This is a genomic window from Paenibacillus sp. FSL K6-1558, from assembly GCF_038002565.1.
Classification (GTDB): Bacteria; Bacillota; Bacilli; order Paenibacillales; family Paenibacillaceae; genus Paenibacillus; species Paenibacillus polysaccharolyticus.
Genome location: NZ_JBBOCV010000001.1, coordinates 2,522,451 through 2,538,040, shown reverse-complemented (window position 1 = coordinate 2,538,040; position 15,590 = coordinate 2,522,451). Strand labels below are relative to the sequence as shown.

Annotated in this window: 14 protein-coding genes and 1 riboswitch; of the genes, 13 read left to right on the top strand and 1 reads right to left on the bottom strand. The window is 47.5% G+C overall.

The genetic code is table 11. From position 1 onward, the window contains the following. Positions 1-139 precede the first annotated feature (139 nt). The 8 genes from MHI38_RS10940 (at position 140) to MHI38_RS10905 (ending at position 9,139) form a co-directional block, all read left to right on the top strand. Complete coding sequence (locus MHI38_RS10940; RefSeq protein ID WP_308723060.1) at positions 140-2,119, top strand: peptidoglycan D,D-transpeptidase FtsI family protein; 1,980 nt, start codon at positions 140-142, stop codon at positions 2,117-2,119. Between the two features lie 247 nt (positions 2,120-2,366). Continuing rightward, on the top strand, positions 2,367-3,311 hold the full coding sequence (locus MHI38_RS10935; protein ID WP_154891114.1) for a metal ABC transporter solute-binding protein, Zn/Mn family: 945 nt from the start codon (positions 2,367-2,369) through the stop codon (positions 3,309-3,311). 31 nt (positions 3,312-3,342) lie between these two features. Continuing rightward, complete coding sequence (locus MHI38_RS10930; RefSeq protein WP_253499903.1) at positions 3,343-4,167, top strand: metal ABC transporter ATP-binding protein; 825 nt, start codon at positions 3,343-3,345, stop codon at positions 4,165-4,167. Positions 4,168-4,169: 2 nt separating this feature from the next. Then, positions 4,170-5,129 (top strand): metal ABC transporter permease, encoded by a 960-nt coding sequence (locus MHI38_RS10925; RefSeq protein ID WP_154985071.1) that lies wholly within the window; start codon positions 4,170-4,172, stop codon positions 5,127-5,129. Next, complete coding sequence (locus MHI38_RS10920) at positions 5,130-6,002, top strand: metal ABC transporter permease (protein ID WP_090919579.1); 873 nt, start codon at positions 5,130-5,132, stop codon at positions 6,000-6,002. 199 nt (positions 6,003-6,201) lie between these two features. After that, complete coding sequence (locus MHI38_RS10915; RefSeq protein WP_154891076.1) at positions 6,202-6,951, top strand: HAD-IIB family hydrolase; 750 nt, start codon at positions 6,202-6,204, stop codon at positions 6,949-6,951. A gap of 54 nt (positions 6,952-7,005) precedes the next feature. After that, entirely contained in the window at positions 7,006-7,446 is a 441-nt protein-coding gene (locus MHI38_RS10910) for a DUF456 domain-containing protein (protein ID WP_336122790.1), read from the top strand. A gap of 64 nt (positions 7,447-7,510) precedes the next feature. After that, on the top strand, positions 7,511-9,139 hold the full coding sequence (locus MHI38_RS10905; protein WP_154891075.1) for a putative polysaccharide biosynthesis protein: 1,629 nt from the start codon (positions 7,511-7,513) through the stop codon (positions 9,137-9,139). 192 nt (positions 9,140-9,331) lie between these two features. On the opposite strand, the gene MHI38_RS10900 is transcribed toward MHI38_RS10905, so the two are convergent. Continuing rightward, positions 9,332-10,621 carry a DUF2515 family protein gene (locus MHI38_RS10900; protein ID WP_341181255.1) on the bottom strand — a complete coding sequence of 430 codons (1,290 nt, stop codon included), beginning with the start codon at positions 10,619-10,621 and terminating at the stop codon, positions 9,332-9,334. Positions 10,622-10,762: 141 nt separating this feature from the next. Here MHI38_RS10900 and MHI38_RS10895 point away from each other — a divergent pair, with 141 nt between their 5' ends. From MHI38_RS10895 to MHI38_RS10875, 5 genes are all read left to right on the top strand, one after another. Next, a complete protein-coding gene (locus MHI38_RS10895) occupies positions 10,763-11,107 on the top strand; it encodes a thioredoxin family protein (protein WP_090919572.1) in 345 nt (114 codons plus the stop codon). Positions 11,108-11,527: 420 nt separating this feature from the next. Further along, the gene (locus tag MHI38_RS10890; protein ID WP_139168884.1) at positions 11,528-12,466 is read left to right on the top strand and encodes a COX15/CtaA family protein; all 939 of its coding nucleotides are present in this window, start codon (positions 11,528-11,530) and stop codon (positions 12,464-12,466) included. Positions 12,467-12,730: 264 nt separating this feature from the next. Continuing rightward, positions 12,731-13,450 carry a Cthe_2314 family HEPN domain-containing protein gene (locus MHI38_RS10885; RefSeq protein WP_154891073.1) on the top strand — a complete coding sequence of 240 codons (720 nt, stop codon included), beginning with the start codon at positions 12,731-12,733 and terminating at the stop codon, positions 13,448-13,450. Positions 13,451-13,621: 171 nt separating this feature from the next. Further along, positions 13,622-13,761, top strand: a riboswitch (SAM riboswitch). Positions 13,762-13,882: 121 nt separating this feature from the next. After that, entirely contained in the window at positions 13,883-14,917 is a 1,035-nt protein-coding gene (locus MHI38_RS10880; protein ID WP_154891072.1) for an ATP-binding cassette domain-containing protein, read from the top strand. Next, complete coding sequence (locus MHI38_RS10875) at positions 14,917-15,576, top strand: methionine ABC transporter permease (protein WP_090919566.1); 660 nt, start codon at positions 14,917-14,919, stop codon at positions 15,574-15,576. The genes MHI38_RS10880 and MHI38_RS10875 overlap by 1 nt, the downstream gene beginning before the upstream one ends. Positions 15,577-15,590: the final 14 nt, after the last annotated feature.

The following is a 15,590-nucleotide window of genomic DNA, read 5'->3' as shown; positions in this document are numbered from 1 at the left end:
GTTACAGTCTGCATTTGCTACACTTAAGAAGTGAGAGTTTGCCATTTTGGTCTGTTGTCTGTTGGGGTCTGTTATGACGTTTCGGTATGTATAGATCGTGTGATTTTTAAACTTATACAAAGAACGGAGAGGGGAGCATATGTTTAATCGACTTAAAAATAAACCGCCGAACGAAGATGAGAGAGCGGTAAATCAATCGACCAGCGCGAGGCTGAATGTGTTTTTTTTCGTGGCATTTGTCATATTCAGCATTCTGATCTTCCGACTGGCATTTGTGCAGTTTGTCGAAGGGCCTGAACTGACGTACATGGAATCTACGCGCAATACAAAAGATATCCCTCTAGCCCCGGTGCGCGGCCCGATCTATGATGCGACCGGGAAAGTGGCGCTTGCTTATTCGGAGCCGGTACAGTCACTGTATGTGCTGTTATATGAAGATTATCGTAATGATGATCGCAGGCAGGAAGCCGAAGGATTGGCTCGTGAACTTGCGGATATATTCAAACGATTCAATCCGGGAGACGAGAAGCAGCCAGATGCAGAGGAGATTATAAAACGGCTGGATCTGGATCACCAAAAAACATTCGGTTATGTGCCAAGACTGGTCAAGTCTGATCTGACGACCCAGGAAATTGCTTTTTTTCTAGAGAAAAAAACGGAGTATCCTGGCGTAATGGTGCTAGAAGAGAATGTACGGAGATATGACCCTGATCGAGTCGCTGTCCAGGTTGTTGGTTACACACGGGAATTCAAGCGAGTACCCACAACACTCAAGCAGTACAAATCGATCATAGAGCAATCTGGGTCTCAGCGTGATCCTGGACTGGTCTACTCTCAGGATGAGAGGGTTGGATTCGATGGGTTGGAGCTGCAATATCAGCAGGAGCTTCGCGGAAGAAGCGGATATCAATCCATTGATATTGACTCTAGGAATTTACCTACAGGCACGATGGAATTGACTCCACCAGAGAAGGGGTACAGTCTGATCTCCACGATCAACAAGGAGGTTCAGCTTGCCGCGCAAAAGGCTATTACGGATGAATTACGACAGCTTCCAAAGGCCATTACAGGTTACGCTGTAGCTATGGAAGTGGATACAGGCAATGTGGTAGCTATGGCAAGTATGCCGGACTATGATCCGAATGACTGGGATTATGACAAAATCAAGTATGTTTTCCGAAACGGGACGACAGAGTCTTTCCCGCCCAATGATAATAAGCCAAGCCGTGCAGAGTCCGTTGTTCTACTTGGATCGGTTATTAAACCGCTCAGTGTGCTTATCGGCCTGAAAGAGGGACTGTTCACTACGGGGAGTACTTATCCTGATAAAGGTTACGCTGTATTAGGCAAGGATGGAAGACAAGTAAAGAACTCACATTCGGCCTACAACGGTAATATTACCGCACGGAGAGCGATTGAAAAGTCGTCCAATGCATTTATGATTGATATGGTGGGCAAGCGTTTGCTGAATAAATATGGTGCCACAAAAGCCCTTGCTAAGTGGGACGAATACATGAAGGATTTTGGTTTGGGTGTCTCGACAGGCATTGATCTGCCCAAAGAATTTCTTGGTCAGTTGGAGTATAAAGCAGACAATAATGAGTCTGCACTGACACGTCTTGCGTTTGCGTCATTTGGTCAGCAAGCCAAATATACAACGATGCAACTTGCCCAGTACACCACAATGCTTGCGAATAAGGGCAAACGAATGGAGCCACACTTGGTGAAGGAAATCCGTGATGCGGATGGCAATGTGGTGAAGAAGTTTGAGCCAAAGGTTCTTAATGAGGTGCAGTTTGCGGATGCACACTGGAACGAAGTGCATAAGGGTATGGTCACCAAAGTAAGCTCCTTCGACGGTTTCCCTTATGATTTTGCCAGAAAGACAGGAACATCCGAGCAAGGAACCGGACCGAATAAAAAGGAGAACGGTGTCTTTATCGCCTTTGCGCCAAGAGACAAACCGAAACTGGCTGTAGCGGTTATCGTGCCGGAAGGCGGTTTTGGATCGGTCAGTGCTTCCCCGATCGCACGCAAAATTTTTGATGCATACGATGAAGTGTATGGCCTGGATGGTATCCCAAAGGGGAAGAAGGACCAGAATAAAGAACAAGATTGATGATTAAGGGCATAAAATAATAGGAAACAATGGCATGCTCATAAAAGTATTGAATAAACGGCTTTAGATTGAACTCATAAGTAACAGGACAGGCAGGGGAAAATATCCCTTGCCTTTTATTTTTCCATCGGCTAAAATTTGCACAAGGGAAACATTATTAGACGAGTTTAAAAGTTGGTACCTTGTACAACTTAATTAGTTACGGACAAATATTTTAGGACAGGGAAAGGGGACGGTCAATTTGTTAATGGTGAAGATGAGGAGTATCCAACGTGGAGTCATTACGCTGATAGGCGTTGTTCTGGTCATTGTACTTACAGCTTGTTCGAGTATTTCGGGAGAAGACGGTACCGGCAAAGTGCAGGTTACGGCAACCACAGGCATGATTGCGGATGTAGCACGAGAGGTGGGCGGAGTATATGTTGAGGTTACCGGATTGATGGGACCGGGAGTAGACCCACATTTGTATAAGGCATCCCAAGGAGATATTCGCAAACTGGAGCATGCCAAGGTGATTTTCTATAACGGCCTGCATCTGGAAGGAAAAATGACCAGTATCCTGGAGAAAATGTCCAAAAGCAAACAAGTTACCGCAGTTGCCGAAAAAATCCCGGTAGAGGAACTGCATTCCGGTCAAGCGACAGGTGGAACAGAGTATGATCCTCATGTATGGTTTAACGTCAAGCACTGGATGCGTGCAACCGAAGCTGTGCGTGACACGCTGGTGGAAGCAGATCCGGATCATGCGGAACAGTATAAGACGCAGGCAGCAACATATCTGGAGAAGCTGGAAGCGCTGGATACGGAAGTTCGGGAGAAAATCGGGCAGATCCCTGAGGAAAGCCGAGTGCTGGTCACAGCACATGATGCATTTGGTTACTTTGGTCAAGCCTATGGCATTAAAGTGATGGGTCTTCAAGGCATCAGTACGGCAGCAGAATATGGAGCCAAAGATGTAAGTGAACTAAGAGATTTCCTCGTGGAAAATCAAATCAAAGCCGTATTTATCGAATCGAGTGTACCTGCTAAAGCGATGGAAGCGATTATTGCTGGGGCAGCTGAGAAGGGGCATACCGTAAAAATTGGTGGCGAACTGTTCTCTGACGCTATGGGGGCTGAGGGAACCGTAGAGGGCACCTATATCGGAATGGTGCGGCACAATGTCGAAACGATCGCGGCGGCTTTGAAATAATATATCATCTGAAGAGAGGAGAGCTATGATGATGAAAAATACCAATACAACAAAACAAGCATTAGAAACTATAGATAATATTCAGCTCGGACAGGAAAAGGCAACGGTCTCTTCGCCTCTTTGTGTAAGGAACCTGGCCGTGGCTTATCACAAAAAGCCGGTGCTTAGCAATGTTTCCTTTGATGTACCTGAAGGGCAACTCATCGGCATTCTTGGACCGAACGGTGCAGGCAAGTCAACGTTGATCAAAGCGGTTCTGGGGCTTGTTCCGAAAATGCACGGTGACATTGAGATCTTTGGACGATCTTATCGTGAAACCAGGCGGCGTATCGGTTATGTGCCACAGAGGGAGTCCGTAGATTGGGACTTTCCGACACATGCATTAGATGTTGTCATGATGGGAAGATATGGACATCTGGGCTGGTTCCGCCGCCCGGGAAAAAAGGAAAAAGATCTTGCGGCTCATTGCCTGGAGCAAGTTGGTATGGGGGATTACATGTATCGGCAGATCAGCCAGTTGTCCGGCGGACAGCAACAGCGCGTATTCCTGGCCAGAGCACTGGTACAGGATGCAGACTTGTATTTCATGGATGAACCTTTTGCAGGAGTGGACGCAACGACAGAGAAAGCGATCATCTCCCTGCTAGAGCAATTAAAAAAGCAGGGCAAAACCGTTCTAGTTGTTCACCATGACCTGGCAACGGTAGAGGAATACTTCGATCATGTATTGTTGCTCAACGGACGTTTGGTTGCCGCTGGGCCAACAAGAGAAGTATTTGTACCGGATTTATTACAGGAAACCTACGGAGGTCGCATCGCGATGATCGGCAGCCGAGCGGAGAAAGGCCAGGTGTAGTTATGTGGAATTGGGTTGTTTCTATATTGTCAGACCCGAACACACGCTGGATTTTGCTCGGTTGTCTGCTCCTCGGATTCAGCAGTGGCATTATCGGCTCATTTACCTTTCTTCGTCGTCAAAGTCTGATGGGCGATACATTGGCACACGCGGCATTGCCTGGAATCTGTATTGCGTTTATGCTGACGGAAACGAAGTCGATTGGATTGTTTCTGTTTGGCGCACTCATTGCAGGAATTGTAGCCACTTTCGGCATTTCGTGGATAACCCGGTTTTCACGGATTAAGCAGGATGCGGCAATGGGCATCGTACTGACGGTATTTTTCGGTATCGGTGTCGTGATGCTGACACGTATTCAGCACAGTGCAAGTGGAAGCCAAAGCGGGCTTGACAAGTACCTGTTCGGGCAAGCGGCATCGATGGTGCTTACGGATGTGTATGTGATGGGCGGGGTAAGTCTTGTATTACTCATCGCATGCCTAGTCTGGTTCAAGGAATTCAAGCTCGTGAGCTTTGATCCGGGTTTTGCAAGAGGTATGGGATTGCCCGTCGGAGTACTGGAGCAATTCATTCTGCTACTGACGGTTATAGCTGTTGTCGCCGGAATCCAGGCGGTAGGTGTAGTTCTTGTAGCGGCACTGCTGGTGACCCCGGCAGCAGCAGCAAGGTGCTGGACCAATTCGCTTGCATTGATGGTGTTGCTGGCTGGATTGTTCGGCGCATTAAGCGGTGCCGTAGGAACACTCTTAAGCACGCTTGTCCCTAATCTGCCTACTGGTCCAGTAACTGTGCTTGCGGCTACGGTGCTGTTTGTTGGATCTGCGCTGTTCGCACCAAGGCGAGGGTTACTCGCCCGCAAGTTGCGGAGCATCCAGGCGAAGTCGACTTATATGCGTGAAGAGCAAGCCGCGCTACAGGTGCATGCTGCACAGCCTCAAACACAGAAACAGGGGGAGATGTAGATGGCCACATTTTGGATTATTCTCACCGCAATACTAGTCTCCTCCGCTTGCGCCATTCTTGGTTGCTTCCTGATTCTGCGGCGCATGGCTCTGGTCGGAGATGCGATCAGTCACGCCGTGCTTCCGGGGATCGCAATTGCGTTTCTGTGGAGCGGCTCCAGAGACTCCCTGTGGATGTTGCTGGGTGCAACGGTGTTTGGACTGTTGACGGTGTTCTTCATTCAGACCCTCCAGGCTGGAGGCCTGTCTTCGGATGCTTCGATTGGTATAGTATTTACAGCACTCTTTGCTGTAGGGGTCATCCTGATCAGCCTGAATGCACAGCATATCGATCTGGATCTGGACTGTGTATTGTTCGGTGAGATTGCCTATGTGCAATGGGATACGTTAACGCTGTGGGGAATGGATGTAGGGCCTAGAGCGGTCTGGATGCTGGGCATTACGTTACTTGTTATTCTCGTTGTTGTAGGACTGTTCTACAAGCAGTTCAAATTGTGCGCGTTTGACCCGGCTTTGGCTGCGGCTTGCGGTATTCCGGTGGTCTTATTTCACTATGCGCTCATGGGACTTGTGTCCATGACGTCCGTTGCCTCTTTTGAAAGTGTAGGCTCTATTCTTGTAGTAGGTATGCTGATTGTACCTGCGGCTGCGGCTTATCTGCTCACGGATCAGCTTGGTAAAATGATTCTTTATGCGGTACTGATCGGTGCAGCTTCCTCTGTCGGTGGTTACCTGATGGCGTACGCGATGGATGCTTCTATTGCAGGTTGCATGGTGGCTGTGGCCGGCATTCTGTTTGTACTTGCGTTACTTCTGTCACCGAAACATGGCATTGTACTTCGTTATGTTCGCCGTAAATATGCCGCACGTTGAACATGATTTCATAAATTTAGATGACCGTCTGCATCGCAGGCGGTTTTTGGCGTTCCGGTTTTTAGGTTACTTTGTTGCATACGCGTGATCTGTGGTAAAATGTCGTTAGCTGTGACGTCCGGGGCGTCCGCCATTTCGCGGATACCGGGCGATCTTGTTGTTTTAGAGGAGAGAGACATACTGGAGGAGGATTTACAACATGAGTGAACTGAAATATAAACTGCTGGCCCTGGATATGGATGGCACGTTGCTGAATGATAATCATGAAATTACACAGGAAACGGCCAAGTGGATTCAGATTGCCATTCGTCGCGGGGTGCATGTGTGCTTGTCTACAGGAAGAGCCGTATACCATGCTATGCCCTATGCGGTACAGCTTGGACTGGAAACACCCATGGTTACGGTCAACGGCAGCGAGGTCTGGAAAGCTCCACATGAGCTTCACCTGCGCCATCTGATGGACCCGGCGTTAATTCGCAAGATGCATGAGATCGGGGAGAGATATAACAGTTGGTACTGGGCATACTCCGTGGAAGAGCTGTTTAACCGTGATCGCTGGACGGATAATATTGAAGGATTAGAATGGCTGAAATTCGGATTTACCACCGAGGATGATGAGATTCGTCATCAAATCATGATGGAATTGCAAGAAATGGGTGGTCTGCAAATGACCAATTCCTCTCCTGTAAACATTGAGGTAAACCCGGAGAACGTATCCAAAGCTACCGGTGTAGCTGAAGTATGCCAATTGCTAGGCATCGACATGTCCGAGGTAGTTGCTGTTGGAGACAGTCTGAACGATCTGGCTGTCATTGAAGCTGTCGGTCTGGGTGTTGCGATGGGCAACGCACAGGAGCAAGTGAAACAAGCGGCAGATTTAATTATTGGAAGCAACAATGAGGATGGCATTGCACATCTGATTCGTGAACATATTTTGAAGGGGGAGTAACCTTTGCTCGCAACCGTTGGCTGGATTTTAATTGTCCTGCTGTTTGCAGTAGGTATGGCAGGTACGGTATATCCGATTCTGCCGGGTGCAATCGCGATTTTCTTCGCGTTTCTGGTCTACGGCTGGTTCTTCAGCTTTGATCCGTTCGGTGTAGGTTTCTGGATCATCCAGATTTTTATTGTGGTGGTACTGTTTGTGGCAGATTATGTGGTGAGTGCTTGGGGAGTCAAAAAGTTCGGCGGTTCCAAGCTATCTACAACGCTGAGTACCATTGGTGTAATCATTGGCCCGTTTGTAATTCCTGCCTTTGGACTTGTGCTGGGGCCATTCATCGGCGCGTTTATCGGAGAACTGATCGGCGGTTCCTCGCCTTCCAAAGCATCGAAAGTTGGGTTTGGCTCTGTCGTCGGGCTGTTTACCAGCACGGTGATGAAAATTATTTTGCAACTTGTGATGATTGTTCTATTTATAATCTGGGTGGTTCGATTCGCCTAGAATATCAGGTTAGCTAGCTTAGGGCCGGAGAGGTCCGGTGTGGGGGAAAGAAGGGGAATCCGTTTTGTCTAAGAAGGAAACATTTATTAAAGGTACGCTCATATTGGCGGCTGCTGCATTGATTGCAAGGGTACTGGGTCTGGTGCAACGTGTGCCGCTGGAGCATATCCTCGGGGATATTGGTAACGCATCGTTCACGATCTCCAATACGGTGTATTTAATGCTGTTAACTGTCGCAACGGCGGGCATACCGAGTACGCTGAGTAAAATGGTCTCGGAACGCTACGCGCTCGGACGCGCGGGCGAAGCACAGCAGATATACCGTGCAGCCTTGATCTTTGCGGCCGTGGCCGGTGTGGTCATGTCTGTTCTGTTATGGTTCGCAGCGCCATTTTATGCCACCCATATTTCCAAAGTACCGGAATCCGTGAGTGCCATCCGGGCGCTTGCTCCGGCCCTGTTACTCTTCCCGGCGATCGCAATGATGCGTGGTTATTTCCAGGGACGCGGCAATATGACTGCAGGCGGTATCTCGCAGATCGTGGAGCAGTTTGCGCGTGTAGGTGTAGCGATTATTGTGGCCTATGTGATGTTGCAATGGAATTACGATGATCAGACGATTGCAGCCGGGGCATCCTTCGGTGGGGTGTTCGGTAGTATCGGTGCATTTGCGGTGATGCTGTACTTCACATTAAAGCTACGCAAAAGTGACCGTGCGGCACAGCTACATTATGAGCGTGCAGAGCAATTGCCGATGCGCGGAATTTACACTGATATTTTCAAACTTTCAATTCCGATTGTGTTGTCTTCACTTGCTGTTCCGGCAATCAACTTTATCGACTCTTCCCTCGTCGTTCCCCTGCTTAGTGGACGGATCGGTCTGGAAGAAGCTACAGGCGTACTGGCAATTCTGGGTGCCAAAGCCCAGAGTATAGCCGGTATTCCGCCTATTCTCGCCATAGCGCTCAGTCAGTCCCTTGTGCCTGTCATTTCGGCGGCTTTTGCCCGCAAAGATGAGCTACATCTGAAAAATCAGGTAACGCTGGCGCTACGTATTTCCATTCTGACGGGAATGCCGATTGTGATTACCCTGTGTGCGGCGGCTTATTCGGTAAACGGATTGCTCTTCACAACTCCAGATGGCACGCCGATTATTGCATTGCTTACGTTCGGCACTATTTTCCAGATTACAATGATGACAACGAACTCCATGTTGCTCGGGGTTGGGAAACCACGAATCACGATGATTAGTGTAGCGGCAGGAATTATCGTGAAGCTGATTGCGAGTCTTATCCTGGCGCCGATCTTCGGTATTTACGGGATCATCATTGCAACAGCGCTATGTTTCCTCGTCATCACATATCTGAATCTGCGTGTGTTACGTAAAATCGTTGATTTTTCAATTATGGGGGATCGCTGGATTGGATTTATCATTACGGTGTTTCTCGCGGCAGCTGTCGGTTTTGCGGCCAATTGGAGTGGAAACCAGATCTTTGGTGCGTTCCTGCCTGCACGGGTATCTTTCCTGTTAACCTGCATGGTCGTGGGTGTGCTGGTCGTTGTGGTATATCTCGTGCTGATGGTGGTTCTTCGTGTCTTGCGTAAGGACGAGCTGGCTAGTTATCCGCGAATTCTGCAAAAAATTCTCCGTCCGCTTATGCGTCTGCAACGCGGCGCCGGACAACGAGGATAAATTTAGGTAAAAAAGCGCGGTCTGCACTTGTAGCAGACCGCGCTTTTTTATTGTTATTGCATAAGAGGCTGGTTTCCGTGAAGGTGAACGTTATTCCTACTTTGGCCTTACACAGCAGAATCTGCTCAATCTACTTTAGTGACGTTACGATCCTGTTAAAGCCGTATCGGGACACCGTTTTTCCCCTGCCAATTAGTGAGTAAGAACTTGTACATCATGAGCGAGTGCTGTTTTTAACATGCCATACCGATGCTCATGACTCATCTCAAACAGCCAAGGTCTGCGTGGCGCAGTGAGGTATCCGAGGCAATCCCGTGTTTCCAGCCAGTCATGTCTTGTAATCGGTTCATATGGTGTGTCCTCCCACACGGCGAGCAACTCAGGAGAATATAGACGTTGACCTTCCGGCAGCCATTCCTCATTCAATAAAGCATCCGTGTACAGAGTATGGTCTGTTGGCCCTTCATGGTGCTTGGTAAACAGGCCTGGCCAATATTCGGCTCGTGAGCCACGATGAGGTATTGTTCGCGCGAAGTCCAGCACCTGCTGAAGCACTTGCTCTACACCAAATAACAGGGCATACAGCCCTTTGCCGAACTGGATACGTTCATTCAATTTGCCAAAATGCTCAATGACCCGCCCGGCGAGCCCGCCTCCTTGTGCAAGAGGGAAAACGATGTGGTTCAGCCCGGCCAGATTGTGCAGATGAAAAGCAGGTTTGGAGAGTACTACTTTTTGAAAATAAGGATGTTGCACTACCCGGCTCTCGATATAGTTCTGCTCATTAATAATTAAGGCCACACTCAGTATGGAACTGCAACGTTCGAGCCAAAATCGCTCCCAGAACGGGGTCATAAACGACGATACATGAAAATGAGACAACAGATGGAAGCAGCTTCGTCCAAGCCGCCGACTGTGGATATACAACTGCAATTGAGGATAGGCATCCTGAAAAATAAGGGCATTGCACCGCTCCAGCAAGCGATACATATGCTCACGATCCTTCTGATTTTGCAGATTATGCATTAGGTCACTGTGCAGGTCGGTCATATGATATCCGCCGTTGCGGGATACCATATGCGCCAATAGCGCCCAATGTAGCTCGGGATACTGCTCGTAGCATTCCAGATAAGCGGCGGTTCGAGTCACATTACTGCGATTCTGCTGCTGCGTTAAGGTTTTGATCTCTTCGAGAATGATGCAATCCTCTTCGCACACCAGCGCACGTTGTGCCTGATTGTTGCGTGCAGGAGATGGCTTGCCTGTTGTAGGAATTAACTTCTCCACCTCAGCTTGCAGAGCGGCAGCTGTATCTGCGTTCCAATTCAGGTCACGCAAAGGATGTCTAAGCCTTGCAGACGCATGCCAGGCGGCTTGTTTACCTCGCCATACTTCCAGAGCTGCTCCGGGAATGGAGCGAATGATCTGTACAATGGAGCCTGAATGCTGATTTTCCGAAGAGTCATTTCTGGTGGAAGTCATGAATGGAACATCCTTTCATGAATATCTGTGTTTGATATGCCAGGACTTGTGGTTATTCTAAGTATGCGCTGAACATTTGACTTCCAATCACCAATTTGCTTCACTTAGAGGGAGACGAGGTACAGAAAGGGAGATGTGACAATGGAACAGATTACATCCAAGCCGGAATTTGATGTGGCGATTCAATCTCCACGTTTGACAGTGGCCGTATTTAAGGCAGACTGGTGCGGGGATTGCAAATACATCGATCCGTTTATGCCTGAGGTGGAAACGAAGTATTCACGTGACTTGACCCTGATTGAGGTGGATGTTGATCAGGTGGGTACAGTAAGTCAGGAGCAAAATATTTTGGGTATTCCAAGTTTTGTAGCCTACACGGACGGACGTGAACTGGTGCGCTATGTGAACAAGCTGCGTAAGTCGAGAGAAGAGATTGAGCAGTTTTTGGATCGTGCGGTTGAGGTCTACAATACCATTCACAAGTAAGGCCTAAGTGCATCGCAGGGAATGAATGTCTTCAAGACAGGGTAGACTGTAAGATAGGTATGCAAATACAAGGCTGTCGGTTGAGCCGTCTTCAGGCTTAAGACTGCCTTGTTTTTATTTGGCTTGAGGTGAGTAGCTTAAGGCTACCGAGATGGGTAGGGGCCTACATACATAAATTCGAAATATAATGACCTGCTGGTCAAATTTTTAATAGACGTTAACATTTTGTCACAAAGCGCGGCGTCAATGATGCTTTTATCCGGTATAATGGATTTAGTTGTGAAATTAGTGTCAAAGTACAAAACAAGTGCTGTAATGAGCCTTCTTATGGAAACAACACTAGCAACAATACTGAATCGGCATTGATTATCAAGCGAAGAACTTCTTCGCCATCTTAAACCAACAGCGGGTGAGAAAAAATTGAAGCACTTAACATTGTTTAAATGGTTAACCGTATTAACCTGTCTTGTTATGTTCCTGGCTACCTTTGGCGGCGGGATCGTGACGAAAACCGAATCGGGCCTTGGCTGCGGAACACAGTGGCCTTTATGTAACGGTAAGCTTGTACCAGCACATACTGTTGCCTCTCTGATTGAATACTCCCACCGTGCTGTCAGTGCATTGGCAGGGCTGTTGTCCATCGCATCTTTTGTTGCCTTCTTACGTTTTGGCAAGCAGCGTCGTGATTTGCAATTGTTCTCGTTTCTAACCCTTTTATTTGTGATTATTCAGGGAATTATGGGCGCTTTCGCCGTTGTGTTCTCGCAATCTTCCGCGGTCATGGCGCTACACTTTGGGTTCGCACTCATTGCTTTTGCCAGTTCATTGATGATGGCTCTCGGGATTAGGCAAGAGGCGAGATATGGCGGTTTGGAACGTCTGAACCAGTATCCTCGCGTTAGTAAGGGATTTCGTAACCTGGTCTGGTTTTCAACCATCTATACGTACCTGGTCGTGTACACAGGCGCATTTGTAAGCCATACGAATTCGGCTGGCGGGTGTTCCGGATTCCCGCTATGTAATGGGCAGATTGTGCCTGAACTTTCTGGCGGGGTAGCTGTGGCCTTTGCCCATCGTCTGGCAGCTGTGTCACTCGTGATAGTAATCGCGATCCTAGGACATTTTGCTTACCGTAAACACCCGGACAACCGCGAGCTACGGACACTCGGTGTGTTATCCGTCGTTTTAATTCTGTTGCAAGTGGTTATCGGTATGTTCATGATGTGGACGATTAATCGCCCGGAAGTTTACATGTTTGTGGCGCTGGCACATATGCTGGATATCGCTATACTGTTCGGTATCTTGACCTATATGAGCTTCCTTGTGTACAAGCTGCACCGCCCGGTGAACCGTTTCTAAACAGCTTATGAATTTTGTGTTTTAAAAAAGTAAGTTTATTACATTGTCCTGAAGCTGCGCTGGGCCATGTTGGAAAGTCCACCATCCGGTGATGTAGATCATTGGAGAGGTGGACTTTTGTTTGATGTCGGAGGTAGCAGGGCAACCTAAATCAAGTTGTAACGATTAACCGAACGTCACATAGCGCTTTAATTCATCTTCAGCTGTTCAACAGCTGTGAAAACATATATATTTTGCATCATCAGTGGAAAGAGGAGGTCTTCTATGCTACGTACGTTACTGGGAGAAAAGCCACGAGTGAATCAAGGGAAACTGAAAGAAGCCATGGATACCATGGCGTTTACACTGGAGTCTTTTGAAAAACAGATGTATGTGGATCATGATCCGAACCATGATTATCGGAAGCTGTATGTATGGACACAGGGACTAATCTCTTCGTTGGATGAACTGGAGCAAAGTTATTTTGCAGCCGTACATTTTCGTAAAAAAGTAGTTGCAGGTTCAACGCGCGATATGAGTTCTGCTGAGAAATCTGAGTATGCCCGGTACGTTTATTTTTATAAAGATGCATTTATTCGGTGCTTCGCGATTCTGGACAAATTGGGTACGGTCTTGAATGAAGTTTTCCAACTAAATACATCCAAAACCAAAGTGCATTTCTCCTATTATACCGTTCTGAGGCAATTCGAATATTATCGGGATCATAATGAGTTGGCGCAGCAATTAATTAAGATTAAGGAAGCGTACCGAGAACCGATGAGCAGATTGCGAAAGCGGCGTAATATGGAGATTCATTACATGAATTCGGAAATGCAGGATGATTTGTGGCAGTTACATCAGACGTTGCGTGGCAAAGTGAAGCTGGAGGATCTTGATCAGCATCTTCTCGAAATGCAGCAAGGTGTAGATATGGTCTGTGAAACACTGAATATGGCCTATCGATACATCAATCGAATCTGGCGTAAACAGATTTTGAAACATTAGGTATAGCAATGATTTTAAATAATACCATTTGACAAATCGGAATACTTTGATTATACTGAGTTCCAGATCGAATCTTACATGGAATCGTGTCTTCAATACAGCATTTGATGCAGTTCGGTCATTATACATGACGAACTACATGAAACTATATAAACCTACAACTTTATATTTCTCTTATCGAGAGTGGCGGAGGGACAGGCCCGATGAAGCCCGGCAACCGATCAACGATGATGACATGAATGGTTATCCTTGTTGATGTTAGGTGCTAATTCCTACAGAATCATGTTGCACATGATTTTGGCAGATGAGAAGGTCATTTCACGTGAAGAGCCATCTTTGTATCTGCAAAGGGCTCTTTTTTTGCGTAGAACGGGGAGTTTTCCCTTCCTTCGGGTAAAGATATATGTAGGTGATGGGGAAGGAGCAGTATTAGTGATCGAATTGGTTGGATTAACCAAAACATATGGCAGACGTGCCAAAACAACGACGGCGTTGTCACACCTTGATCTGAAGATTCAGAAGGGTGAGATTTTTGGAGTTATTGGTCACTCAGGTGCAGGGAAAAGCACATTGATTCGATGTATCAATTTACTTGAGCGCCCGACAGAAGGTGAGGTTTGGGTCGATGGTATTAACCTGACTGAGCTCAGCAAAAGTGAACTACAGCAGCAAAGACGCAAGATTGGTATGATCTTTCAGCATTTTAATCTGCTGTCTTCTGCAACGGTATACGACAATGTGGCTTTCCCTTTAAAACTGGTCAACACACCTAAGGATGCGATTGATCGCAAGGTGAAGGAAATGCTCGCTCTGGTTGGTCTGGAGCAACATAGCAGCAAATATCCGGCACAGCTGTCTGGCGGACAGAAGCAGCGTGTAGGTATAGCGAGAGCTCTGGCAAGTGATCCGAATGTTCTTCTCTGTGATGAGGCAACCTCGGCACTTGATCCGCAAACCACCAATTCGATTCTGAAGTTATTGCTGGATATCAATGAAAAGTATAATCTGACGATTGTGCTAATTACTCACGAAATGCACGTCATCCAGAACATTTGCGATCGGGTGGCTGTTATTCATCAAGGTGGTATTGTGGAGCAAGGTCCAGTAACGGAAGTGTTCCTGAAACCGCAACATGCAATCACGCGGGATTTTGTCTCACGTGACAGCGAAGGTGGACTGGCACTGGAGGAAGCGGTTATGGCAAATGCCGGGACAGAGTTGCCAACAGGTGTTTCTTCCAAGTTGGTGAAGGTCTCATTTCTTGGAGATAAAACCTATGAGGCGATTCTGTCGAGAACAGTTCGTAAAACAGGTGTGGATTTCGCTATTCTGCAAGGTACAATCTCTACAATCAAGCAGGTTCCTTATGGTCAACTGACGGTGCGTTTTGAAGGTGACTCCGCTGCGATTGAGCAGACCTTGTCCGAACTAACCGCAGAAGGACTTGATGTGGAGGTGCTCCGATAATGGATTTTTCCAAAGTACGCTGGGAAGAGGTCGGTACGGCCTCCATTGAAACATTGCAGATTCTTGCTGTATCCGGTTTGTTTACTGTTCTCTTGGGTTTGCCGCTTGGTGTCATTCTGTTTATGACAGGCAGATCGGCTTCACCTAGTTCAAAGCTAACCTACATCATATTATCAGTTATTGTTAATATTTTACGTTCGGTACCTTTCATCATATTAATTGTTGCTCTTATTCCGTTTACGCGTACGCTGGTGGGCACCGCTACAGGTGTGCTTGGTGTCATTCCACCGCTGGTTATCTCGGCTGCTCCGTATTTTGCACGTCTGGTGGAGAATACTTTACGTGAAGTGGACCGCGGCGTCATTGAAGCAGCTCAGGCAATGGGGGCATCTACAGCTCAGATCGTAAGACGGGTGTTGTTACCTGAGGCTTTACCTGGCTTGCTTGCCGGAATTACAATTACCATCGTTACGTTGGTGTCCTATACGGCCATGGCGGGTATGGTCGGCGGTGGAGGTCTGGGTACACTGGCCATTAACTATGGATACTATCGATATCAGAATGAGATCATGATTATTTCTGTTGTATCCATGATTATACTGGTTCAGCTCTTGCAGATGATTGGCGATCGTCTGGTCATTTATTTCACCCGGAAATAACAGATAGATTGAAA